Here is a 24905-nt window from a genome sequence, read left to right as displayed (position 1 = left end):
AGAAAACTATATTTATGTATTTATCGTCAACCCCTTTAAATCTATTATATCACAAAAATATCTCTCAAAAACTACGAATTTCTCAAAATTGTTTCAATTTAACTCGCATTGTTTTTTGTACATTTGTAAATCTAGCCTAATATAACTCAGAAATATGAATAGCATTCCTAGCGTAGATTTAAGAGATTTTATATCTAACGATCCCATAAAAAAAAAACAGTTTGTAGATCAAATTGGAAGAGCATACGAAGACATTGGTTTTGTTGCTTTAAAAGGTCATTTTTTAAACGAGCAATTAGAAACTGATTTATATTCGGAAATAAAACACTTTTTCGACTTACCTCAAGAGAAAAAAGATACGTACGAAATTGAAGGTATTGGTGGTCAGCGTGGTTACACCTCTTTTGGAAAAGAACATGCCAAAGGCAAAAAAGAAGGCGATTTAAAAGAATTTTGGCACTTTGGTCAATACGTAGAAAACGATGCCAAACTGGAAGCCGAGTATCCTAAAAACGTAATGGTTTCAGAACTTCCTAAGTTTAATACTGTGGGCGAAGAAGCTTATAAAATGTTGGAAAAAACGGCTAAATATGTACTTCGTGCTTTGGCGCTTTACTTAGATTTAGAAGAAACATACTTTGATGCCTATATTAAAAATGGGAATTCAATTTTAAGACCTATTCACTACCCGCCTATTACTTCCGAGCCTAAAGCCGCTGTGCGTGCTGCCGCTCATGGCGATATAAATTTAATTACTCTTTTAATGGGTGCTCAAGGTCGTGGTTTACAAGTGCAAAATAATGATGGTGAGTGGATAGATGCCATTGCCCAGCCTGATGAGCTTATGATAAATGTTGGTGATATGTTATCTAGACATACCAATAACAAATTAAAATCTACTATACACAGAGTGATTAATCCACCAAAAGAATTATGGGGAACATCGCGCTATTCTATTCCGTTTTTTATGCATCCTATTAGTGATATGAAACTAAATGTGTTGGAGAATTGTATAGACGATAATCATCCAAAACAATTTGATGATATTACAGCTGGAGACTATTTATACGAGCGATTAGTTGAATTAGGTTTAATAAAGAAATAAAACAGTACCGTCCTTATGGATTTAAAAGATCAGTTAAAAAACTTATTTCCCGAACACGAAGAAACGCCTCAAGAATCTGAAGAAAAAGATTCTAACTTATGGCTTCAGGACGATCCTATTCTTTGTAAATACGAAAAACGAAAAGGGAAACCTATTACAATTTTAGAAGGCTATACCGGTGCTACTGAAGATTTTAAATTATTAGCTAAAGATCTTAAAAAGGAACTTAGTGTTGGTGGTAGTTTTAAAGATGACAAAATAATTATTCAAGGTGATTATCGAGATAAAATTATGTCCATCTTAAAAGAAAAAGGGTTTAATGTTAAACGCGTTGGAGGATAATTATATGGATCAAAACACAACATTACATATCACTAACGGAAGCGTCCTGACCAAGTATTTAGTCGCATTAGAGTTTAAAGGCGAAATATTAACTTGGGAAGAAATGCTTTGCGAAGGACCAACTATTGAACACATTAATTCGGATAAGTTTTTAGATATTCGAATGAATTTTTTAAAGGAGTTTTACGATGTCGAAGTTGACTTTGACAAAGTACGAAAAGACATTAGTGTTCTAGATAATATCGAAAACTATACTGAAATTATCCTTTGGTTCGAGTATGATTTGTTTTGTCATATTAATCTTATAGGTGTGATTAATTTACTACTTCAGAAGAAAATTAATCTACCTTTATTTTTAGTGTGTAGTGGACGTATTCATGGAGTTAACGAACTTAAAGGATTAGCAGAATTAAGTTCGTCTCAACTCACAGATCATTATGATGCTCGCGTGCGCTTAACGGCAGACGATAAAGATTTAGCACGTACCATCTGGCAATTATATAACGGCAAAGATCACAACCTTATTAAACCTTATATTGTTAAACATTCCTCTTTCGAATATCTTAGTAATTGTTTAAAAGCGCACCTGCAACGTTTCCCTCATTCCGAGAACGGCCTGAGCGAATTAGAACTAAATATCCTTAGAATAATCGATCGCAGAGACATACATTCTAGAAATCATTTAATGGGTTATGCCCTTAATTTCCAAGGATTTTATGGGTATGGAGATATGCAGTTCGAGCGTTTAATAAACAGGCTAAGTATGTTTTATAAGGAAGAAGAGCATAGTTTAACACTGAATGATGATGGAAAAAAAGCCCTAAATGCTGAAGCTAATTACGAAAACGATATTAGAGATACTTTGGTTTATGGTGGGGTAAAGAAAAAAGATTTCAATTTTAATGTAAAGCTAAACAAGCTAGTAAACTCTGTTAATTATGGCGATTAAAGAATCAGAATTAATATTAAATCCAGACGGAAGTGTTTATCATTTAAACTTAAAACCAGAACATATTGCGCATACCATTATCTTAGTAGGCGATCAAGATCGGGTTAGTAAAATTACAAAGCATTTTGATTCGGTTGAATATTCCATTCAGAAGCGTGAGTTTAAAACTGAAACAGGTTTATATAAAGGCAAACGAATAAGTGTAGTTTCTACAGGTATTGGTTGCGATAATATTGATATTGTTTTAAACGAATTAGATGCATTAGTTAACATCGATTTTGAGACGCGTACCATTAAAAAAGAAATCACGAGTTTAAATATTATTCGCGTTGGGACTTCGGGATCCCTTCAAAAAGAAGTTCCAGTAGATTCTTTTGCTATTAGCGCCTACGGATTAGATTTCTCTGGCATGCTTCATTTTTATAATATTGAAAACTTTAGACATAAAGCCTTCGAATCGGCTTTTGTCGAACATACGCAATGGAATTCAAATAAATCCTTACCTGTCTTGTTCACGAATAGCAAAACTTTAGAAGCGCTATTTACCTCGGAAGAAACCAGTTCTGGAGTTACAGCTACAGCGAGCGGATTCTATGGGCCACAAGGACGCGTTTTACGATTATCTATACAGGACGAAGACTTAAACGATAAGTTACACTCTTTTAGTTTTGAAGGATTAAAAGTCGTTAATTTTGAAATGGAAACTGCTGCAATCTATGGTTTGTCGGCTCTACTTGGTCATAACGCCTTATCTCTAAATGCAATTATTGCAAATCGTGCAACGGGAGAATTTAGTCGCGATCCAGGTCAACTTGTCGAACGCCTTATCACATATACTCTAAACAGAATTTTAAACTTAAAATAGAAATCTTACATTCAAGTTTTTATTCTAAATGTAATAAAAGCTCAAAAGTTTTAATAAAATTTATGAATATAAGCCATGACAGTCAATATAATTACATATTATTCAATTATGACTGTAAATAATTAGGTTATTTTAAAACTAATTATTAAGTTTATTTACGATTAACAAACTAAATTATGCTACTAACCATTTCATTAATTATAGTGGTTCTTTTAATCATAAATATTTTTTTATTATGTTTTAGTTGCAATAAATTAACTGACCATACAGTTGATAAGCAGAAACAAATAAAAATGATTCGCGAAACCACTACCAAGCAATCTGAGAAAAATTATTTTGCTCCAACAGGGAGTTAGTTTTACTAAAATGTTTATTGCCAAACCAATATCCTCTATTCGCACTCAATGGAGAAGGATGACCAGAAGTTAAAATATAATGCTTGCTAGTGTCTATCAATTTTGATTTCTTCTTAGCATAACCTCCCCATAGTAAAAACACTATATTTTCTTTTTCGTCACTAATTTTAGAGATCACACGGTCTGTAAAGGTTTCCCATCCTTGTTTTTGATGACTAGCGGGTGCATGTTCGCGAACTGTAAGCGTAGCATTTAACAGTAAAACGCCTTGCTTAGCCCAACGCTCTAAATTTCCACTTGTGGGATAATCCAACCCTAAATCCGATTCAATTTCCTTAAAAATATTTTTTAAAGACGGAGGATGTGGTGTGCCATCGGCAACCGAAAAACATAAACCATTTGCTTGTCCTTGGCCATGATACGGATCCTGACCTAAAATCACAACTTTTAAATCGTTGTAAGCACATGAATTAAAAGCATTAAATAGTTCTGATTTTGGCGGATAGCAAACCGCAGCATTATATTCTTCTTCAACAAAATTCCATAAACCTTTAAAGTAAGGCTTCTCGAATTCAGGGTTTAAAATAGGGCTCCAATCGGGATTTATGTTTTTAGACATTTATACAGGGGTTTGAAAGTTCAAATTTAAAAATAGTATTATCTTTCGGCTTATAAAATTCGAAAAAAATGTCTTCACTAAGAGCCATTAAATTCCCAACTGCACTAACTGTTTTACTAATAATTGCTGGTGTAGTAGCGTTATTAACTTATATTATTCCAGCGGGAAAATACGATAGATTAACATACAACTCCGATTCTAATACCTTTACTCAAGAAAAAAAATCGGAAACTTTAGTGCTTCCTGCAACTCAAGAAACCTTAGAGCACTTCGATATTAAAATACCCATCGAAAAATTTACAAATGGTGACATTTGGAAACCCATAGGAATTCCTAATACATACCATACTTTAGATGCCCAACCGCAAGGTGTAATGGCTTTTATACAATCGCCTATTAAAGGTATTATGGAGGCTATAGACGTTATTCTATTTGTATTGATTATTGGAGGCTTTATTGGCATTATGAATTTTAGTGGTGCTTTTGAAGCTGGAATCTCGTCACTAGCAAAATCTCTGCAGGGTCGAGAATATATTTTAATCATAGTAATTACATTTTTAATTGCTATTGGCGGTACAACATTTGGTCTCGCAGAAGAAACTATAGCCTTCTACCCTATTCTTATTCCGGTTTTCCTCGCTGCTAAATACGATGCCATGGTTGCCTTAGCCTCTATATATGTAGGTTCGTGTATTGGTACTTTAGCATCTACAGTGAATCCGTTTTGTACAATAATAGCTTCAGATGCGGCTGGAATTAATTGGACAACTGGATTAACAACCCGCCTGATCGTGTTTGTTTTAGGATTAATCATCTGTTTAATATACATTATTCGGTATGCACAACGTGTAAAAAATAATCCGTCTAAGTCTATAATTTTCGACCAAAAACAAGATATTGAAGTCCGATTTCCGTTAACAAATTTAGATACCGCTACAACGCTTACCACTAAATACAAACTAATATTAATTGTATTTTCCTTATGCTTCGTGGTTATGATTTATGGCGTATCTCAACTGGATTGGTGGTTTTTAGAAATGACCACTGTTTTTTTAGTGGGTGCTATATTAATCGGTGTTATTGCGAGAATTAAAGAAGCGACATTCGTAGATACTTTTATAAAAGGCGCGAACGATTTACTTGGTGTAGCTTTTATTATTGGTATAGCTCGTGGGGTTACGGTTTTAATGGAAGATGGTTTAATTAGTGATTCCCTTTTGTTTTACGCCAGTTCGTTAACAGAAGGAATGAATAAAGGTGTTTTTATAAATGCGATGCTTTATATATACAGCGGACTTTCATTTTTTATTCCTTCATCTTCAGGAATGGCCGTTTTAACCATGCCAATAATGGCTCCTTTAGCCGATGGTGTTGGCATTGGGCGTGATTTGGTTGTGAACGCGTATCAATTTGGAATGGGGCTATTTGCACTTATTAATCCGACAGGTTTAATTTTAGCCTCTTTAGCGATCGTTAAAATAGGTTTCGATAAATGGTTACGCTTTGTGATGCCGTTGGTTGGAATACTACTAATTTTCATCATGATAGTATTAACAATTTCAGTCTACATTTAGAGGCTTTAACCTTTTTATTTCCTTAAATTTGTTGTCTTTAAAAAGTTTCAAAATTTAGGATGATAAACATTCACAAAAAAACATTACAAGATTTAGAATTTCAAACGGTATTAGAACAAGTAAGTGAATATTGCATCACTGGCTTAGGACACAATGCGGCCCTAGAAATTTCACCTTTTAAACATAAAGAAGACGTCTTGCGCGAGCTTCAGTTAACACATGAATATGTGTCGTCTTACGATAACGACAACCGTATTCCTAATCATGGTTTCGACGATATTATTAAGGAGCTCAAACTGCTTAAAATTGAAAACACCTATTTAGAAGTTCATAGTTTAAAAAAGATTGTTGCAATTTCTCAGGCGACCAATGAAATCATTGTCTTTCTAAAAAAGTTTAAAGAATACTATCCTAATTTATACGAAAGTGCTTCACATATTGAAATTACAAAAGTCCTTATTGAAAAAATAAATACTATTGTAGATCGGTTTGGAGAAATAAAGAATAACGCATCACCGCTACTCTATGAGATAAGACAGGTTATGAATAAGCTTAAAGGCCAAATAAATCAAAGTTTCACTTCGGCTTTAAGCATGTACCAAGGTTTAGATTATTTAGATGATATTCGAGAATCTGTTGTAGAAAACAAGCGAGTTTTAGCCGTTAAAGCCATGTATAGACGAAAAGTTAAAGGGTCTATTATGGGAAGTAGTAAAACAGGTAGTATTGTTTTTATAGAACCTGAAGCGACGTTAAGATACACAAGAGAATTACACAACTTGCAGTTTGAGGAAAAAGAAGAAATTGTAAAAATTCTTAAAGATCTAACTAATTTTATTCGTCCGTATACTACGTTATTATCAGACTATCAGACGTTTTTAATTAATATAGATTTAATTGCTGCTAAAGCTCAATATGCAAAATCGTTAAACGCTATTCTTCCTGAAATTACAGAAGAACGCAGTATGTTTTTACGCGATGCTTACCATCCCTTACTGTTTTTAACAAACTCAAAAAAAGGAAAGGAAACCTACCCTCAGACCATTACTTTAAACGAAGGAAATAGAATTATTGTTATTTCTGGACCTAATGCCGGAGGAAAAAGTATTACGCTAAAAACCGTAGGATTATTACAAGTTATGTTACAAAGTGGGATGTTAATTCCTGTGCACGAACGTAGTAAAACGTATATTTTCGAACGTGTGTTAAGTGATATTGGAGATAATCAATCTATAGAGAATCATTTAAGTACCTATAGTTATCGCTTAAAGCAGATGAACTATTTCCTTAAAAAATGCAATAGCAGAACCCTCTTTTTAATTGATGAATTCGGAACTGGTTCGGATCCAGAATTGGGAGGCGCGCTTGCAGAGTCGTTTTTAGAAGAATTCTACGAGCGTGAAGCGTATGGTATTATTACTACCCACTACTCCAACTTAAAGATTCTTGCAAATGAATTGCCATATATGCAAAACGCCAATATGCAATTTAATAATAAGACTTTAGAGCCTATTTTTAAATTGGTCTTAGGACAAGCAGGAAGTTCGTTTACATTTGAAGTCGCTCAGAAAAATGGGATTCCATATAGCCTAATTAACAAGGCAAAAAAGAAAATTGAAGGTAGTAAAGTGCGTTTTGATGCCACTATTGCGAAACTGCAAAAAGAGCGTAATAAATTAGAAAAAACAGAACGTTCACTTAAAGTTAATGAACAGAAAAAGCTTTCTGAAGCCGAAAAATTAGAGGAGATTAACACTAAAATTCAAAAGAAACTAGAAAGCTATCAGGAGCTTTACGACAGCAATCAGCGATTAATTTATTTAGGTCAGAAACTAAATGATATTTCAGAAAAGTACTTCGAGAATAAACGTAAGAAGGAAATGTTAGACGAAGTATTTAAAGTGGTTCAGATTGAAAACTCTAAACGAAAGCGCGTTACTGTAAAGCAGAAAAAAGTTCAGAAAGCCAAAGAGAAAAAAGTGGTTGAAGAAGCTGAAAAGAAAGTTGAGGTAATCCGACAAAAGAAAAAGATTGCGAAACAAAAAGCAATTGAGGCTCCAAAACCAAAAGTGACTTTAAAATTAGGTGATCGCGTGCGTATGATTGATGGAAAATCTATTGGAAGCATCGATAAAATAGAGAAAACTAAGGCCATTGTAAATTATGGTATTTTCACAACTAATGTAAACCTAGATCAATTAGAACTTGTTGAAGCTAAAAAATAGCTAAAAACCTATATGCATATTACATAGATATTTTGTAATTTAAAGACTCTAACCAGCGCATCATGAGAAACATATATATCCCCATTCTACTTTTATTTGTCGTAACACTAGGGTATTCCCAAAAAGGTAATCCAGACTTTAATACCAATTACAAGAACGAAGTCTCTTTAGAATTACCACAATTAATAAATGGCGTATACCAACTGTCTTACGAACGCTATCTTTGGAATAATTTTACAGCTACATTAGGGCTTGCCTATAAAGGAAAGGAAGGTTTAGTTAAAATTTCTGGGCTTGATGGTAATAAAGTTAAAACCGACGAAATTTTCTATACAGGATACCAAATTGTCCCAGAAGTACGCTATTATTTAAGACAGACGTCTAAAAAAATGCTAACAGGATTTTACTTGGGAGCCTATTTTAAGTATTCTATGTATAAAAGTCAAGTTGAAGGAACCTACAATAATTCCAATAATCAGCTTTATGATTTCGAATTCGACACTAGTGTTAGCATTGCCTCTGCCGGATTAATGGTAGGTTATAAACTACCTATTTCTAAACACTTTACTATAGATTTTATGATTGCAGGCCCTGGATCTGGACACTATAAATTTAAATTTAAAAATGAAAAGGATTTGCCTAATGAGTTTTATGATGATTTTAATGAAGCACTAGAAAATTACAGTATCTTAGACTTTATAAATTCAGATTTCAGATTATCAGAAGTGAATAGACGATCTCAGTTTTCTGCATTTTCCTTTAGATATGGTATTGCATTAGGCTATACATTTTAAATCTAACTAAAATTTTAATCACATTATAATGACAACATTAGCTAAAAACGAAAAACTAGTTCTTTTTGATGGTGTTTGTAATTTATGCGATAATTCCGTTCAATTTGTAATTAGACACGATAAAAAAAACATCTTTAAATTTACTACATTACAAGGTGAAACAGCTAAACCAATACTAAAATCTTTTAAAATTGATACCAGTAAAACGGACTCTATTTTACTATATACACCTGACCATAAATTATACACAAAATCTAGTGCGGCGTTAAGAATCGCCACCCAATTAAATTTCCCGATAAATGTATTAGGTATATTTTTAATCGTTCCTAAAGGGATAAGAGACGTTATTTACGATTATATCGCTAAGAACAGATACCGTTGGTATGGTAAAAAAGACGACTGTATGATACCTACTAAAGCCTTGAAAGCTAAGTTTTTTGAATAATTTAACAACTTAATCATTGTTTTTTCTTTCAAATCAACTTTTAACCATTTACTTTTGAAATCTTATATAAATAAATAATAATACACTTTATGAAAACATCAAATTACTCACTTTTAATACTTATGATTACTTTAGTTTTAAGTAGTTGTTCTAGTGTTAAAGTTTTAGACTCTTGGAAAGCAGATAATGTATCTTCTATAAAAGATAAAAACATTCTTGTAATTGCAAGAACAGATAATAACCAAGCGCGTATTGCTTTCGAACAAGAGATTGCAAGCCATTTACGTGCGAAAGGTTATAAAGCAACAGAAAGTTTCAAAGAAATGCCTCATATAGAGCCTGACAAGAAATTAGATCAAACACAGACTGAAGCTCTTGCTGAAACTATTAAAAGAGAAGGATATGATGGTGTGGTATTAAGTGTTATTAAAGATTATTCTGAACAACAACAAACTACAACCGATGGTGGTTATTACGCTGGAGGAACTATGGGTGGTATGTACGGAATGTATCCTGGTTACTACGGTGGTTTTGGTGGTTATTATGGTCACCCAATGGGATACGTTGGTGTTGGAAGCTATATGCCAGCAACATCTACAACGAGAACAGTTAAAACATTTGTTTTAGAAACTGTAGCTTATAATTTAGATGCAGAAGAAGGTAAACAACTTGTAGCTGTTGTGACTTCTAGTATTGAAGATCCAAGTAGTGTAAGTAAAAACGCTGCTGAATACGCAGATAAAATAGAAAAAGCTTTAAAGTAAATTGAAGTGTACTTAATATTAAAAAAGCCTCATATATTTTTATATGAGGCTTTTTTACGTTTTAAAATAAGTTATAAATCCTTTAAGATGTCTCTAAAAGTTCTTGTAATACATTTTTAAATACATCTACCGGTTGTGCTCCTGTAACCGCACTCTTTCTATTAAATACAATAGTAGGCACAGAAGATATTCCCATTTGTTGCCAATACAATTCTTTACTCTTTACCTCTTCTCGAGCTTCTTTATTATCTAACAAGGCTAAACCTTCTTCTGCATTTAAGCCAACATCTAATAAGGCTTGTTTTAGAATTGATCTATCCGATACATCTTGTCGCTCGCTAAAAAACGCGGTCATTAGTCGCATTTTTAATTCAGTTTGTTTACCAAATTTATGTGCGTATTCTAATAACACGTGTCCTTCGAAAGTATTAACCATCTTAAATCCATCGAAATAATCGAAGGTAAAACCAAGATCGTCACCAGCATCTTTCATGTGTTGCTGAGATTCTTTCTGTTGTTCTAAAGACAATCCATATTTTTCCTCAATATGCTCTGTTAAATCCTGACCTTCAACTGGCATATTCGGATTCAGTTCAAAAGGTTGCCATTCAATCTCTACCTGATCTTGAATGCCCAACTCTGAAATCGCTTTTTCCAAACTTTTATATCCAATAGTACACCACGGGCATACAACATCGGACACTATATCTATTTTCAATTTATCTTTCATATTCAAAATTTTATAAGTTCACTTATTTGAAGTTCTCCCTTAACATTAGAGTAGTTCTTTAAATCGGCCGCAAAAGTTTCGGCATTTGGCCCGAAAGCCTTTTGAAAAGATACTAAATTTTCAAATAACAAATGTGCAATCGCAATGTATGGAGCCGGTTCGTTTGGCGTTCTACCTACTAGGCCCAAATCTAACTCTATACCTTTTAAAGCATCACCACACGCTTTAGAAACCATTGGTAAATGAGTGTTTTTATAATACGTTGTATCAAACTTAACATCTTTGGTGTTTGGATACATTACAGATACTTTTATCATAATTTCATGTTTTTATAAAATTAGTACACCTTCTGTAAAAATACAAAAGGTGCACAAGCTACTAGTTAATGGTAACGTGGGAGGTTACTCATTTTCTTTAGACCAAGCAAATTTTTGGAATGGAGCATCTACTGGTGTGTTTGCTACATGATTTGTATAATTACTAATTACTTTTTGAGATAGTCCTAAAATAATATCTAGCACTTGTCTTTCTCCGTAACCTGCAGCATAAAACGCTTCTAATTCTTCTTGAGATACATGTCCGCGATTACGAACCATAGCTAATGTTAACGTACGTAAAGCTTCTAATTTAGCATCTTCTAAAGGTGTTTCGTTACGTAGGGCTTCAGTAATAGCGTCATCCACCTTCATCATTTTAGCAATTCCTGTATGTGCAGGAACACAATAATGACAAGCGTGCTCAACGTTAATCGTTTGCCAAACAACGGTTAATTCTTCTTTATTGAAAGACGAATTAGAAAATAATTCGTGTAGCGTTTGGTAAGCCTCAAATAATTGAGGAGAACCTGCTAATACCCCATGTAAGCCTGGAATCATTCCGTTAGCTTTTTCTGATTTTTCTAATAAAGCAATGCTTTCTTTTGGTGCTGTCTCTTTATTCTGGATTTTTAATGTTGTCATAATGTTTTATTTTAAAGTTATTTATAACTAAACAATCATTTAGTTATGTTGTAAAAAAATATTAAACGTTTTTAAAAACGTGTTCTATATAATGATCTAATTGTACGCTATTAAATAATTTAGAAGCAGATGATAAACCAATCATAGCTATTAATAAATAATCGGCTTGTGCTTCTAAAGTGGATTCCTCTTTAGTTTTGTCCTGAGCTAAAACAGATTTAAATACATCTCTAACTTCGTTAGTAAAGGTTCCTAAAACCTTTTTAATGTCTTCATCGGTACTCTCGCAAACCTCATTTGCTGTATTTGTAATTAAACACCCTCTGCCGATTTCATTATCTTTACTAAATATTATAAAGTCTTTAAAGTAATCTTTTAAGCCTTCAATACCTTTAGTCGAGGATTTTAAAATACCTATCAGTTTATTTAATTTCTTTTTATAACACTTAACACTTTCAAGGAACAAACCATTTTTACTTCCAAAACTTGAATAGATTGAAAATTTATTTATACCCATTTCCTTTTCAAGCATCTGCATAGAGGTGGTTTCATAACCATTACGCCAAAAGACATGCATCGCTTTTTCGATAACTTCTTCTTCAATATATTCTTTTCTTCTAGCCATAATTTCTAAATACAGTACAAAACTAACCAATCGTTTAGTTATAACCAAAAAATTAACCTTTCATTTAGAAACTAAGTTGAAAGGTTAATACTTATTATATAGATTACAGTTTTAAAATTAACTAAACACATTATTTAAATAACGATTCATAATAAGCTTAAAGTCATCTATTTATACAAAATATTTAATAAAGATTATTTCTTATAATTATCATCCCAATGCTTTTCTTTTGGTTCACCAAGTTTTCCTACAGATTTAGCAACTAACATAGAAACTGCAGCGTCTCCAGTAATATTTACCGTAGTACGACACATATCCAAAGGTCTATCTACAGCGAAAATAAGTGCTAAACCAGCTTCCGGTATACCCGCTTGTGCTAACACTATAACTAACATAACCATTCCTGCTCCAGGTACAGCAGCGCTTCCTATAGAGGCCAAAGTCGCTGTAGCTATAATTCCTAATTGTGCACTTAAACTTAAATCCATTCCAAAGGCTTGAGCTATAAAAACAGCCGCAACAGCTTGATACAAACTAGTACCATCCATATTTATAGTTGCACCAATAGGCAATACAAAACTAGCAACTTCTTCTTCTACCCCTAAATGTTCTTCAACACGCTCCATAGTTAGCGGTAAGGTAGCCGCACTACTACTTGTTGAAAAAGCCAAAAGCTGCGCCGGTGAAATCCCGTTAAAAAAGAATGTAGGTGTCTTTTTTGTGAACAGATAAACGATTCCAGCATATACCAACATCATCAGTGCTAATCCTAAAACCACACTTAACGCATACCAACTAAGCGCTTTAAATAAATCTGTACTAGGTGCTTCTACAATTAAAGCGGCAAGTAAGGCAAATACACCAAATGGCGCCACTAACATAATGATATCGATAAGTTTTAAAATGACTTCGTTAAAACCATCGAAAAAATCTTTAACGGGTTTAGATTGTTCTTCTGGAATTAAGATTAAACCGACTCCAAAAAATATAGCAAAAAAGATAACTTGTAACATATTACCGTTATCGCTAGCTGCTTGAAAGATGTTACTCGGTACAATATCTTCTAATGCCTGTAAAGGTCCTGCTTCTTTTTGTTTCGCTGCTGCGGCAATTTTAGAATCGGCATCTCCTTTATAACTTTCTACTAATTGCAGTCTGGTTTCTTCAGATATGGAATGTCCCGGTTTAATAATATTAACAATGCCTAAACCTATGGTAACAGCAATTAATGTGGTGAAAATATAAATTCCAATGGTACGTCCACCCATTAGAGAAAGTTTGGAAATGTCTTTTAAATCTGAAACTCCTTTTATTAAAGACCCTAGTATTAACGGAACTGCTATTAATTTTAAAGCACTAATAAACATGTTTCCGAATGGCTTTATCCATTTGCTAACAAATGTACTTCCCCATTCAAATTGTGTCATAATTAAAGCGAACACAACGCCTAAAATCATTCCTAATAATATTTGCCAATGCAATGCGAGTTTCTTCATAGTAAAATTATCGTGTTTTTTATATTGTTGGTTAAGTTAGCCGTTTGCGTAAAAAAATAAAAGGTTTTCTATTAGAATTTTAATCGACAGTATATCGATTTATGAATTCTAATAGAAAACCTTAAACAAATTTATGTATTAATTTTATTGATATGTTTTATCTAGTAAAAAGTAATCTGCTAATACTAATGCTGCCATTGCCTCTACAATAGGTACAGCTCTTGGTACAACACAAGGATCGTGTCTTCCTTTGCCTTCCATTTTTACAATATTACCATCTTTATCGATAGTATCTTGTGTTTGCATAATGGTAGCCACAGGTTTAAAAGCAACTCTAAAGTATATATCCATACCGTTACTTATACCTCCCTGAATTCCTCCTGAAAGATTTGTTTTAGTGGTACCGTCTGTATTATATAAATCGTTATGCTCACTCCCTTTCATCTTTGCACCACAAAAACCGCTACCGTATTCAAAGCCTTTTACAGCGTTAATAGATAACATTGCTTTTCCTAATTCTGCGTGTAATTTATCGAAAACAGGTTCTCCTAACCCCACAGGGACATTTTTAATCACACAAGTCACCGTTCCTCCAATAGTATCTCCAGCTTTTCTAATTTCCTTAATTTTAGAAATCATTTTATCTGCAGTTTCAGTATCAGGACAACGAACTATGTTACTTTCAATATCTTTAAAATCGATATCTTGATATGGTTTTTCCATAAAGATATCTCCTACTGAAGATGTAAAGGCATGAATTTCGATCTGATTTAAAAATTGCTTTGCCACAGCACCCGCGACAACACGACACGCTGTTTCTCTTGCAGAACTTCTTCCACCACCTCTATAATCGCGAACACCGTATTTCTTTTCGTAAACATAATCGGCATGCGACGGACGGAAAGAATCTTTTATATGTGAGTAATCGTGAGACTTCTGATTTGAATTTTCAATAATAAAGCCTATTGAAGTTCCTGTGGTTTTACCTTCAAAAATACCTGATAAAAATTTAACTTCATCTGGTTCTTTTCGTTGCGTAACTATTGCAGATTGGCCTGGTTTTCTACGATTCATTTCATTCTGAATGGCATCAAAATCTATAGTAATCCCAGCTGGGCACCCATCTATTACACCACCTAATGCAACACCATGAGATTCACCAAAAGTAGTGAGTTTAAAAATTTTTCCGAAGGAATTTCCTGCCATAACAACCTGTATTTTTTTGCTAATTTAACTGTATTATTATGAATAATAAAATAGAATGTTAGGAATTGCGAAATTAACTGTATTTAAATGGGTAACATTAATTTTACAAAAACCTATTTATTAATTAATTAGGAGTTTAAGTTAAAGTAACATGTGTTTGTGTTATTTGTTTAAAACAATACTTAAATCCCTTAAATTAATTGAAAATCAAAAGAAAAATAGAGGTTGCCGTTATATCGGATGTGCATTTAGGAACATTTGGTTGCCATGCCAAAGCGCTTTATTCCTACCTAAATAGCATAGACCCCAAAAAATTAATTTTAAATGGCGATATTATAGATATTTGGCAATTTAGCAAACGTTATTTTCCGAAATCGCATATGCAAGTGATAAAAAAAATAATGGATATGGCATCAGATGGTGTCGAAGTCATTTACATTACAGGAAATCACGACGAGATGCTTAGACGCTTTAGCGGTGCTAAAATTGGTAATTTTTCTATAGTCGATAAATATGTAACCGAACTTAACGGAAAAAGTGCTTGGTTCTTTCACGGCGATATCTTCGATGTATCTATTCAGAATGCCAAATGGCTTGCCAAATTAGGTGGTTATGGCTACGATTTCTTAATCTTAATAAACCAAGTGGTTAATTGGGGATTATCTCAAATGGGAAGGGAAAAATATTCCATTTCTAAGCGTATAAAAAACGGAGTTAAAGGTGCTGTAAAATATATTAGTGATTTTGAAACTGTAGCAACAGACCTAGCCATAGAGCAAGGTTACGACTATGTTGTTTGTGGCCATATTCATCAGCCTAAAATGCTTATTAAAGAAAACAAGATTGGAAAAACCATGTATTTAAATTCTGGAGATTGGGTAGAAAACTTTACGGCTTTAGAATATCAATTTAAGCGTTGGAAAATTTACAATTATAACTACGACAAACTATCGCCTTTCTTTGTAGATGAAGATTTGAAAGACATGAATATGCAGGATTTAATAGCAGCCATTACCATAGTTGATAAAAAGAAGAAATCTAAAAAGAAAAAATCAGAGTAAAGCACGCCTTAAAATGGTAACTGGATGAAGCGCCTCCCGATTTGTCCCATCCTTAATTTGGTGTCGGCAACTTGTTCCATTTGCAGAAATAACCACTTGGGAACTGGCCTTTCTTATTGCAGGAAATAATGTTTGCTCTCCAACCGCCATACTCACCTCATAATGTTCTTTCTCGTAACCAAAACTTCCTGCCATCCCGCAACAACCACTAGGAATAATAGTTGCTTTATAATTGGTTGGCAGATTTAATAGTTTGAACGTAGATAACTGATTACTCATTGCTTTTTGATGACAATGCGAGTGTATCTTAATAATTTTCTCATCTGTATGAAACTGATCTGCTTTTATATGTCCTTTTTCTATTTCTGAAAACAGAAAATCTTCAATTAAATAAGTATGCTCAGCAATTTGGCGCGCACCATCTTTATCGTCGGCCAGCATAAGATATTCATCTTTAAACGTAAATATTGCAGAGGGTTCTACGCCAATTAAAGGCGTCTCTTCCGTTATTAGACTTTTGTAAATATCCACGTTTTTATTTGCGCATTTTTTAGCGTGATCTAGAAAGCCTTTAGATATTAAAGCACGACCAGATTCCTCGTGTTTCACAAACTTTATGTCGTAATGTAACTCCTGTAATAAAGCAATCGCATCTAAACCCACTGGGGTATCTAAGAAGTTGGTAAATTCATCTACAAAAAAGTAAATTGACTTTATTGTTTTTGAATCACACACCTTATTATCAATGTTTTGAATACACCTATTTAAACTTTTAGATGAGAGTAATGGCAGACTACGATTTTTGGCAATACCGAATGTTTTTTTAATGATATTTGATGTAATTTTCGTCTTAAAGAAGAAGTTCGTAACGGCAGAGACATGTGCCGACCATTCGTTGATTTTATTATTATGAGCGAACAGTTTTGAGCGAAAATCAAATCCATTTTCCTTCTGATACTGATACAGAAATTCGGCTTTCATAGTCGATATATCTACCGTGCTTGGGCATTCGTTTAAACACGCTTTACAACTTAAACATAAATCTAAAATATCTTTTAATTCTTTATGATTAAACGGATTTTTATCTGCTTCGGTATGTGTTAAAAATTCACGAAGTGCATTCGCTCTAGCGCGAGTGGAATCTTTTTCATGTCGTGTGGCGCGATAACTTGGGCACATGGTACCACCTAGCTCGGCTGGTTTTCTGCAATCTCCACTCCCATTACATTTTTCCGCTTGTCTTAAAATACCTTCTGAAGCAGAAAAGTCTAGTAGTGTTTCTATCTCAGGTTCTATGCGATCAGGAACATAGCGCAATCCTTCATCCATAGGAAAAGAATCCACAATTTTCCCTGCATTAAAAATATGATTTGGATCAAATACAGATTTAATCCGTTTTATAATGTTGTAATTCTCCTCGCCAATCATTAAAGGAATAAATTCTGAACGTACAATGCCATCGCCATGTTCGCCAGACATAGAACCACCATATTTCTTAACAATATGTGCTATGTCCGTTGTAATTTTTCTGAATAGAACTACATCCTTACTCAGTTTAAGATTCAGAACCGGACGTAAATGCAATTCTCCAGCTCCGGCATGAGCATAGTAAATGGCTTTCTGATTATAATCTTTCATTAAGGCTGTAAATTCATTTATGTAATTAGCAAAATCAGGTAATGCTACCGCGGTATCTTCAATACAAGCCACCGCTTTTTTATCGCCAATAATATTACCTAAAAGCCCTAATCCCGCTTTTCTTAATTCAATAGCTTTATCAATATCATCGTCAGATAAAACCACATTCGCATAACTTAAACCTTCTGATTCTAGTGCATTTACTAAAGCATCTGCCTGAATTTTAACATCGGCTTGCGATGTGCTTTTTAATTCGCACATTAAAATAGCTTCCGGATCACCAACCACAAACTGTCTGTTTTCTTGCTGTTTTAAATTGTTTTTAGTGCAATCTAATATGGTTTTATCCATCATCTCGCATAAATACAAATGGTGTTGCATGCAGGTTGTAGTCGCTACTAAAGCATCTTTTACGCTTTTAAAATGCGCAGCTACCATTATACGTGCCGTTGGTGGTAAAACATCTAACTGCAGTGTTATCTCTGTTGAAAAAGCCAAAGTCCCCTCGCTACCTGCCAACAGGTTGCACATATTAAAAGGTTTAGCAGACTCTTGAAACACAGAACAGTCTATTAATTTATCAATAGCGTACCCTGTGTTTCTGCGATGTATTTCTGGTTTAGGAAACGCTTCATGAATCTGAGAACGCACCGCATCAGGTTTTAACGCCTCGTAAATGGTTTTATATAATTGTCCTTCGAGATTTGGTAAGGTTGTTTTCTGTAAAAATTCTTCTGAAGTTAAATTGCCAAAAATAGCTTCACTTCCGTCGCTTAAAATGGTTTTGAGTTCTAACACTTTATCACGCGTCACACCATACTGAATAGATGTCGTTCCCGATGAATTATTTCCAACCATACCACCAACCATACAACGATTAGAAGTTGATGTATCTGGCGCGAAAAATAAACCATATGGTTGTAATTGAAGATTCAAAAAGTCTCTCACAATCCCAGGTTGTACCGTTACTGTTCTCGCTTCTTTATTTATGGCAATAATTTCTGTGAAATACTTCGAAACATCAACTACAATTCCGTCGCCTACACACTGACCCGCTAAAGACGTTCCGGCCGTTCTTGGAATAAGAGTAATGTCATTAGTATTTGCAAAATCTATAAGTACTTTTAAATCTGTTTCATGTTTTGGATACGCTACCGCTAGAGGTAATCGTCTATATACTGAAGCATCTGTGGCGTAAATAGACTTCATTAAGTCGTCGTAAAACAATTCCCCTTCTAAAGCGTTTTGTAATTCTGGTAAATGTGTAGAAACAGATTTGGTCATAATAGTCTAAAATAAAATACATCGTGTATAGGCATCAAATAAATGTAACGATAGTTGATAAGACTAACAAGGGTATCGCTATACTTCTTACAACATAGACATAGCTTTAAAAATAAAACACTTCAGATTATTACTAAACCTGAAGTGTTTTTAATAGTATTTATTTCGAATTAAACTCAATCTTGCTGAGGACCTTTAGCAATGGTTTGCTCGTATAGTTTTTCGTATTGTGGCACAATATTATGTAAATCGAAGACATACGAACGTTCTTTTGCATTATGCTTAAATTGCTCCAAGCGGGCTTCGTCACTTAATATATAAATCGCATTCTCACTCATATTTTCTATATCTCCAACATCGCTTAAAAAACCAGTGATACCATTAATATTTACTTCTGGAATGCCGCCTGTATTACTAGAAATGACAGGCACACCTGAAGCCATAGCTTCTAATGCTGCCAACCCAAAACTTTCGGTTTCCGACGGTAACAGAAACAAATCGGAAAAACATAAAATTTTATCAATTTCGTTACTTCGTCCAAAGAACACCACTTTATCCAATATGCCTAATTCCTGACATAAATATTCGGCTTTTTCTTTATCCGGACCTTCACCAATTACCATTAATTTTGCAGGAATTTCCTTCTGAATATTATAGAAAATTTTAATCACATCGGTAATCCGTTTTACGGGTCTTAAATTACTAATGTGAGTAATAATTTTTTCGTTATCTGGAGCCATCATACCACGTTGGCAATCGGTATAACTATGTTTGTATTTTTCGATATCGATAAAATTGGTAATGACATGGATATCGTTTTTAATATCGAATAATCTAAAGGTATCGTACTTTAAACTTTCAGAAACCGCTGTAACGGCATCCGATTTATTAATGCTAAACGTTACGGCAGATTTATAAAATGGATGACTTCCCACCAATGTAATATCTGTACCATGAAGCGTGGTTACAATGGGAAGATGAATACCTTCTTCTTGTAACATTTTTTTAGCCATATATGCGGCATATGCATGAGGTATGGCATAATGGACGTGTAACACTTCAATTTTATGAAGTTTTACCGTATCTACTAATTTACTAGATAAGGCCAACTCATAAGGCTGATAATGAAATAATGGATATTCAGGTACATTAACTTCATGAAAATGTACTTTGTTTCCCAATAAATCCAACCGCACGGGCTGGTTATAAGTAATAAAATGTATTTCGTGTCCGCGTTTCGCTAACTCTAATCCTAATTCTGTAGCAACTACTCCACTCCCTCCAAATGTTGGATAACAAACAAGTCCTATAATCATCTTTATTTTATAATTGCTTCGTAAATAAGTTCTTGAATATCGGTTCTAATATTCTCTCGTAAAAGCATGTTAATTTCGGCAGACGGATACGTTCTGTTTGCTAAAAAGACATACACTAATTCTTCGTCCGGATCTGCCCAAGTATAGGTTCCTGTAAAACCAGAATGCCCAAAACTTTTCATAGATACGCAACCACAAGTCGGGCCACTTGTTCCCAATTGTGGTTTATCAAATCCTAAACCACGTCGGTTTCCTTTGCTAGAGTAATACGTTTTATTAAACATATCTACCGTCTCTGGCTTGAGATACCGCTTATCTCCATAAAATCCTTTTTGTAAATACATCTGCATAATTTTGGCAATATCGTTGGCATTACTAAATACACCGGCATGGCCACCGACACCATTCTGCATGGCCGCTCCCATATCGTGAACATAACCTTGCACTACTTGATGCCTGTAATATGTATCGTTTTCTGTTGGTACAATGTCCTTCATAGGAAACTTTAAATATGGGTTATAGGTTGATAAATTCATCCCTAATGGCTCATAAAATTTAGTTTGAATTAAATGATCTAATGTTCTGTCGTAATAAACTTCAATAAATTTCTTTAAAATATAATAAGGTAAGTCACTATAACGGTATCCGGTCTTAGTTAACAAATCCGTTTCTTTTATAATCTTCTGAATGGTATCCGGATAGTCGCGTTTTAAATAAATATTATTAGCCACTTTAATATTAAAAAGTTCACTTGGCGCATTGCTATAATATTCAGAACTCGGCTGTTTGGCCGAGTCTAGTGTTGCAACATAAAAAGGAATCCAGGGTTTTAATCGCGCATAATGCGACAACATTTCTTTAAGCGTTATATTGGCTTTATTAGATCCCACATACTCTGGTAATAAGTCTGAAAGTTTTGAGTTGATTGAAATTTCATCGTCTTGCTCTACAATTTCCATTAATAACGGCAAGCTGGACACAATTTTTGTTAGCGACGCGATATCGTAAATATCATTAAATTTTACAACTTCGGAGTTAGCTTCATACGTATGTTTTCCGAAATTCTGATTGTAAATCACCTTACCTTTTCTAGCCACTAAAAGCTGTAAACCAGGCGTCATATGATCGTCTACGGCACGTTGCGCAACAGCATCTATTTTATGTAATTTTTTGGAATCGATTCCTACACGTTCTGGTACCGTATATCCTAATCTTGAAATAGAACTGATTGGGATTCCATCGCCAACATGTAAGCCATTACCCACCGAAACGGGTAATTTCCCTTTAGCTGGAAGTGCTCCAAAAATAATTTGAGCCGATTTTTGTTGAGACACGACGCTGTTTTGGTAACTTACCATTATTCCTTCAATATTATCTATCGCAGGTAAATCTAATAACGCATAGGGTTTTACAAAAACATCTAAAATAACAGTATGATTTTTGGCAATACTATCTAATAACTGAATTTCTTGAGAAGTGAAACTATAGCTTTTCCAAGGATTAGCATTCGAGCGATGTAACCCCACTATAACGGTATTATAACTGTCTAATTTACCTTTTACAAATTGGTAAGCATCCGATCGCACTTCGTGTACTTTAGTATATTTCTTTAATTCATTAAAAAACGGTGTTCCGCTGTCGTCTCCTAATTTTATGTAAGCAATAGATTTTTTATCTAAATCACGAATTGGCAAAACATCCTTATCGTTTTTCACAACGGTAATGGCATTTTCAAATAATTCTTCATTTAAAATATCGTCTTCAAGTCTATTTAAATCCTTAACTAAATTGGTAATTTCAATAGGTTTGTATTTATTTAAACCAACTTTATATTTAGACATCAATATTTTCTTCACAGAATAAGCCAAACGCTCTTCGGTGATGGTTTTATTATTATAAGCTTCGGTAATTTTAGCCATAGCTTTTGGAACATCTTCCGAAATTAATAAAATATCATTTCCGGCTAAGAATGCCGCTAAGTCGATATCTCCAGGACTACTAAAATTTGCTACCCCTTTCATCTCTAAAGCATCGGTGAAGATTAAGCCTTCAAATCCCATTTTTTCTTTTAATAAATCGGTAATGATGGCTTTAGATAATGATGAAGGAAAATCTGGTCTAGACTCTAAACTAGGGACATTTAAATGCGCTACCATAACACTTTCCATCCCGTTTTTAATCATTTTTTTATACGGATACAACTCGATAGAATCTATTCGTTTTTCAGAAAAAGTGATGGTTGGCAAAGCTTTATGAGAATCTGTTTCGGTATCTCCATGCCCAGGAAAATGTTTCCCTGTGGCCATGACACCTGCACTTTGCAACCCTTTCATAAAGGCTACTGCATGTTCAGTAACTTCGTCTCGATCTTCCCCAAAAGAACGGTTTCCAATAATTGGGTTTTTAGGATTTGTATTAATATCTACGTCCGGTCCAAAATTAAAATGAATCCCCAAACGTTTACAATGCTCACCTATATGTTTTCCGGCCTGCTCTACTAAAGCCTTATCTTTAATCGCACCTAAAGTCATATTCCATGGAAACGCATAAGTAGAATCTAGTCGCATGCTTAATCCCCATTCTGCATCCATACCGATTAACATAGGCACCTTAGACATGCCTTGATAAGTATTATTTAGTTTTGCCAATTTTACAGGACCTCCCTTAGAATAAATGATACCTCCAATATGATTGTTTTTGATAAGATTTTTAATAGCGGTTACATCTCTTGTATTTGCAGATGTCATGGCACGAACCATAAACAATTGCCCAATACGCTCTTGAAGCGTTAATTTTGTATACACACTATCTACCCATTTTTGTTGAGCAATAGCGTCCTTTGTAACCAAAGGATTAGTAGTATTCTGACTAAAAGTAAAGTTAATACTAAAAATTATGAGAGAGATATATAAAATGTTGCGCATGAAAATTCTGTTTGAATGTAAATATATTCTTGAGGGTAAAACTGTAGGCAAAATACCATATTTAAAATGAAGTTAAAAAGACTTTATGATAGATTTATAAAGAATTAATGAACAGTTTGAAATCTAGAAAAAATCCCATTCGTTAAAAAATGAGGTCAGATAAAGATATGAACCTAAACCACTAATAATCAATACTTATTTTAGTTTTTAAACTCATTTTAATTAAAATATAAAAAGCTTCATTCAAAATAAATTGAACAAAGCTTTTAAATACTTTATATAATTTGAGGTTATTCTACCAAGTCAATATATCTATCGTGATAGCCTAATAAATATAAAACTCCATCTAACCCAATACTCGAAATAGAACTCTGCGCATTGTCTTTTACCTTAGGTTTTGCGTGAAAAGCAATTCCTAAACCAGCAAGGTTAAGCATTGGTAAATCGTTAGCACCATCGCCAACAGCTATGGTTTGAGCAATATCGATACCTTCTTTAATTGCGATTTCTTTTAAATACTCCGCTTTTTTATTACCATCTACTATATCACCAAGATAACCACCAGTAAGCTTACCATCTATAATTTCTAATTGGTTTGCGTAAACATAATCGATCCCCAATTCCTTTTGAAGATAATGCCCGAAATACGTAAATCCACCTGATAAAATTGCTGTTTTAAATCCGTATTTTTTAAGCGTATTAATTAAACGTCTAGCACCTTTGGTAATAGGTAATTTTACCGCAACTTGTTGTAAAACTTCTTCGCTTAATCCTTCTAAAAGTTTCATACGTTGTTTAAAACTTTCATTAAAATCAATTTCGCCCTGCATAGCAGATTCTGTAATTGCCTTAACCTGTGTACCAACGCCTGCAAGTTCTGCTAGCTCATCGATAACTTCGGTCTGAATTAAAGTAGAATCCATATCAAAACACACCAAACGTCTGTTACGTCTATAAATATTATCTTCTTGAAAAGCGATATCGACATCTAATTCACGTGAAATTTGCATGAATTTTGCCGTAATTTCCGACTTATCTTTAATTTCTCCTCTTATGGATAATTGAATCGAAGCTCTAGGATATTCCTCTTCTTTTACTAAAGACAAACGCCCGGTTAGACGTTTAATCGCATCGATGTTTAAATTCTTTTCGGAGATTACTTTAGTGACTTCAGAAATCTGTTCTGCAGCCAACTTCTCTCCTAATATAGTAATGATATAGCGGTCTTTACCTTGCAGTGTTACCCAGTCTTCATAATCGTCTAATGTAATAGGTGTAAATTTTGCTGTGATTCCTAATTCGTAAGCTTTAAACAGTAAATCTTTTAAAACAGCAGCCGATTTTTTCTTCGATTTTATTTCAAATAAAATACCTAAAGACAAGGTATCATGAATATTGGCTTGACCAATATCCAGTACTTTAGCACCATACTGTGCTAAAACACCTGTTAAACTTGATGTTAATCCAGGCTTATCTTGCCCCGAAATGTTTAATAAGAAAATCTCATTATTCATAATATCGTTTGGTTTTTAAAATGAAAAATTAAAGGCCTTTTTAGCATGAAAGGCCTTATTATATTGATTATAGATTCTGTAGGTTTGAAATTTATAGCGAACTAGACTTTACGT

General features: G+C 33.8%; 21 protein-coding genes. 10 read left to right on the top strand and 11 right to left on the bottom strand.

Going from position 1 to position 24905, the window contains the following annotated elements; translation table 11 throughout:
• The first annotated feature begins 154 nt into the window (after positions 1–154).
• The 4 genes from ACKC83_RS13930 to ACKC83_RS13915 are packed head-to-tail and all read left to right on the top strand — an operon-like array spanning position 155 to position 3261.
• Positions 155–1105, top strand: a complete 951-nt coding sequence (locus tag ACKC83_RS13930) for an isopenicillin N synthase family dioxygenase (protein ID WP_434035978.1) — start codon at positions 155–157, stop codon at positions 1103–1105.
• Positions 1106–1120: 15 nt separating this feature from the next.
• Entirely contained in the window at positions 1121–1447 is a 327-nt protein-coding gene (locus ACKC83_RS13925) for a translation initiation factor (RefSeq protein WP_434035977.1), read from the top strand.
• On the top strand, positions 1425–2396 hold the full coding sequence (locus ACKC83_RS13920; RefSeq protein ID WP_414034446.1) for a DUF1835 domain-containing protein: 972 nt from the start codon (positions 1425–1427) through the stop codon (positions 2394–2396). The genes ACKC83_RS13925 and ACKC83_RS13920 overlap by 23 nt, the downstream gene beginning before the upstream one ends.
• The gene (locus ACKC83_RS13915) at positions 2386–3261 is read left to right on the top strand and encodes a nucleoside phosphorylase (protein WP_434035976.1); all 876 of its coding nucleotides are present in this window, start codon (positions 2386–2388) and stop codon (positions 3259–3261) included. The genes ACKC83_RS13920 and ACKC83_RS13915 overlap by 11 nt, the downstream gene beginning before the upstream one ends.
• Positions 3262–3570: 309 nt before the next feature.
• Here ACKC83_RS13915 and ACKC83_RS13910 read toward each other — a convergent pair whose 3' ends face one another.
• Entirely contained in the window at positions 3571–4236 is a 666-nt protein-coding gene (locus ACKC83_RS13910; protein ID WP_434035975.1) for a uracil-DNA glycosylase, read from the bottom strand.
• A 68-nt stretch (positions 4237–4304) separates the two neighbouring features.
• Here ACKC83_RS13910 and ACKC83_RS13905 point away from each other — a divergent pair, with 68 nt between their 5' ends.
• The 5 genes from ACKC83_RS13905 (at position 4305) to ACKC83_RS13885 (ending at position 10038) form a co-directional block, all read left to right on the top strand.
• On the top strand, positions 4305–5810 hold the full coding sequence (locus tag ACKC83_RS13905) for a YfcC family protein (protein ID WP_434035974.1): 1506 nt from the start codon (positions 4305–4307) through the stop codon (positions 5808–5810).
• Between the two features lie 59 nt (positions 5811–5869).
• Positions 5870–8035 carry an endonuclease MutS2 gene (locus ACKC83_RS13900; protein WP_434035973.1) on the top strand — a complete coding sequence of 722 codons (2166 nt, stop codon included), beginning with the start codon at positions 5870–5872 and terminating at the stop codon, positions 8033–8035.
• A 62-nt stretch (positions 8036–8097) separates the two neighbouring features.
• A complete protein-coding gene (locus tag ACKC83_RS13895; RefSeq protein WP_434035972.1) occupies positions 8098–8829 on the top strand; it encodes a DUF3575 domain-containing protein in 732 nt (243 codons plus the stop codon).
• A 28-nt stretch (positions 8830–8857) separates the two neighbouring features.
• Positions 8858–9274 (top strand): thiol-disulfide oxidoreductase DCC family protein, encoded by a 417-nt coding sequence (locus ACKC83_RS13890; protein ID WP_434035971.1) that lies wholly within the window; start codon positions 8858–8860, stop codon positions 9272–9274.
• 89 nt (positions 9275–9363) lie between these two features.
• A complete protein-coding gene (locus tag ACKC83_RS13885) occupies positions 9364–10038 on the top strand; it encodes a hypothetical protein (RefSeq protein ID WP_414034439.1) in 675 nt (224 codons plus the stop codon).
• An 82-nt stretch (positions 10039–10120) separates the two neighbouring features.
• On the opposite strand, the gene ACKC83_RS13880 is transcribed toward ACKC83_RS13885, so the two are convergent.
• The 6 genes from ACKC83_RS13880 to aroC form a co-directional block, all read right to left on the bottom strand.
• On the bottom strand, positions 10121–10768 hold the full coding sequence (locus ACKC83_RS13880) for a DsbA family oxidoreductase (protein ID WP_434035970.1): 648 nt from the start codon (positions 10766–10768) through the stop codon (positions 10121–10123).
• A gap of 2 nt (positions 10769–10770) precedes the next feature.
• Positions 10771–11085 (bottom strand): EthD family reductase, encoded by a 315-nt coding sequence (locus ACKC83_RS13875; protein WP_434035969.1) that lies wholly within the window; start codon positions 11083–11085, stop codon positions 10771–10773.
• 84 nt (positions 11086–11169) lie between these two features.
• Entirely contained in the window at positions 11170–11727 is a 558-nt protein-coding gene (locus tag ACKC83_RS13870; RefSeq protein WP_414034436.1) for a carboxymuconolactone decarboxylase family protein, read from the bottom strand.
• Between the two features lie 61 nt (positions 11728–11788).
• Positions 11789–12352, bottom strand: a complete 564-nt coding sequence (locus ACKC83_RS13865; RefSeq protein ID WP_434035968.1) for a TetR/AcrR family transcriptional regulator — start codon at positions 12350–12352, stop codon at positions 11789–11791.
• A 194-nt stretch (positions 12353–12546) separates the two neighbouring features.
• Positions 12547–13848 (bottom strand): dicarboxylate/amino acid:cation symporter, encoded by a 1302-nt coding sequence (locus ACKC83_RS13860; RefSeq protein WP_414034434.1) that lies wholly within the window; start codon positions 13846–13848, stop codon positions 12547–12549.
• Between the two features lie 144 nt (positions 13849–13992).
• Positions 13993–15054, bottom strand: coding sequence for a chorismate synthase (aroC, locus tag ACKC83_RS13855; RefSeq protein ID WP_414034433.1), 1062 nt, complete (start codon positions 15052–15054; stop codon positions 13993–13995).
• Positions 15055–15254: 200 nt separating this feature from the next.
• Between aroC and ACKC83_RS13850 the strand changes: the two genes are divergently transcribed.
• The gene (locus tag ACKC83_RS13850; protein ID WP_434035967.1) at positions 15255–16115 is read left to right on the top strand and encodes a UDP-2,3-diacylglucosamine diphosphatase; all 861 of its coding nucleotides are present in this window, start codon (positions 15255–15257) and stop codon (positions 16113–16115) included.
• Here ACKC83_RS13850 and ACKC83_RS13845 read toward each other — a convergent pair.
• From ACKC83_RS13845 to serB, 4 genes are all read right to left on the bottom strand, one after another.
• The gene (locus ACKC83_RS13845; RefSeq protein WP_434035966.1) at positions 16107–19037 is read right to left on the bottom strand and encodes an FAD-binding and (Fe-S)-binding domain-containing protein; all 2931 of its coding nucleotides are present in this window, start codon (positions 19035–19037) and stop codon (positions 16107–16109) included. The two genes, ACKC83_RS13850 and ACKC83_RS13845, sit on opposite strands and share 9 nt — an antisense overlap.
• A gap of 176 nt (positions 19038–19213) precedes the next feature.
• Complete coding sequence (gene bshA, locus ACKC83_RS13840; RefSeq protein WP_434035965.1) at positions 19214–20353, bottom strand: N-acetyl-alpha-D-glucosaminyl L-malate synthase BshA; 1140 nt, start codon at positions 20351–20353, stop codon at positions 19214–19216.
• A gap of 2 nt (positions 20354–20355) precedes the next feature.
• Positions 20356–23277, bottom strand: a complete 2922-nt coding sequence (locus ACKC83_RS13835; protein ID WP_434035964.1) for a glycoside hydrolase family 3 N-terminal domain-containing protein — start codon at positions 23275–23277, stop codon at positions 20356–20358.
• 290 nt (positions 23278–23567) lie between these two features.
• Positions 23568–24791, bottom strand: coding sequence for a phosphoserine phosphatase SerB (gene serB / locus ACKC83_RS13830; protein WP_414034428.1), 1224 nt, complete (start codon positions 24789–24791; stop codon positions 23568–23570).
• Between the last annotated feature and the right edge of the window lie 114 nt (positions 24792–24905).

It is taken from the genome of Formosa bonchosmolovskayae, assembly GCF_051016085.1.
GTDB lineage: Bacteria > Bacteroidota > Bacteroidia > Flavobacteriales > Flavobacteriaceae > Formosa.
This window is presented reverse-complemented; position numbering and strand designations above follow the sequence as displayed.

Coding starts and splice junctions, on each gene's coding strand:
- ACKC83_RS13930 (WP_434035978.1), top strand. CDS start 155: ATGAATAGCATTCCTAGCGTAGATTTAAGAGATTTTATATCTAACGAT.
- ACKC83_RS13925 (WP_434035977.1), top strand. CDS start 1,121: ATGGATTTAAAAGATCAGTTAAAAAACTTATTTCCCGAACACGAAGAA.
- ACKC83_RS13920 (WP_414034446.1), top strand. CDS start 1,425: ATGTTAAACGCGTTGGAGGATAATTATATGGATCAAAACACAACATTA.
- ACKC83_RS13915 (WP_434035976.1), top strand. CDS start 2,386: ATGGCGATTAAAGAATCAGAATTAATATTAAATCCAGACGGAAGTGTT.
- ACKC83_RS13910 (WP_434035975.1), bottom strand. CDS start 4,236: ATGTCTAAAAACATAAATCCCGATTGGAGCCCTATTTTAAACCCTGAA.
- ACKC83_RS13905 (WP_434035974.1), top strand. CDS start 4,305: ATGTCTTCACTAAGAGCCATTAAATTCCCAACTGCACTAACTGTTTTA.
- ACKC83_RS13900 (WP_434035973.1), top strand. CDS start 5,870: ATGATAAACATTCACAAAAAAACATTACAAGATTTAGAATTTCAAACG.
- ACKC83_RS13895 (WP_434035972.1), top strand. CDS start 8,098: ATGAGAAACATATATATCCCCATTCTACTTTTATTTGTCGTAACACTA.
- ACKC83_RS13890 (WP_434035971.1), top strand. CDS start 8,858: ATGACAACATTAGCTAAAAACGAAAAACTAGTTCTTTTTGATGGTGTT.
- ACKC83_RS13885 (WP_414034439.1), top strand. CDS start 9,364: ATGAAAACATCAAATTACTCACTTTTAATACTTATGATTACTTTAGTT.
- ACKC83_RS13880 (WP_434035970.1), bottom strand. CDS start 10,768: ATGAAAGATAAATTGAAAATAGATATAGTGTCCGATGTTGTATGCCCG.
- ACKC83_RS13875 (WP_434035969.1), bottom strand. CDS start 11,085: ATGATAAAAGTATCTGTAATGTATCCAAACACCAAAGATGTTAAGTTT.
- ACKC83_RS13870 (WP_414034436.1), bottom strand. CDS start 11,727: ATGACAACATTAAAAATCCAGAATAAAGAGACAGCACCAAAAGAAAGC.
- ACKC83_RS13865 (WP_434035968.1), bottom strand. CDS start 12,352: ATGGCTAGAAGAAAAGAATATATTGAAGAAGAAGTTATCGAAAAAGCG.
- ACKC83_RS13860 (WP_414034434.1), bottom strand. CDS start 13,848: ATGAAGAAACTCGCATTGCATTGGCAAATATTATTAGGAATGATTTTA.
- aroC (WP_414034433.1), bottom strand. CDS start 15,054: ATGGCAGGAAATTCCTTCGGAAAAATTTTTAAACTCACTACTTTTGGT.
- ACKC83_RS13845 (WP_434035966.1), bottom strand. CDS start 19,037: ATGACCAAATCTGTTTCTACACATTTACCAGAATTACAAAACGCTTTA.
- bshA (WP_434035965.1), bottom strand. CDS start 20,353: ATGATTATAGGACTTGTTTGTTATCCAACATTTGGAGGGAGTGGAGTA.
- ACKC83_RS13835 (WP_434035964.1), bottom strand. CDS start 23,277: ATGCGCAACATTTTATATATCTCTCTCATAATTTTTAGTATTAACTTT.
- serB (WP_414034428.1), bottom strand. CDS start 24,791: ATGAATAATGAGATTTTCTTATTAAACATTTCGGGGCAAGATAAGCCT.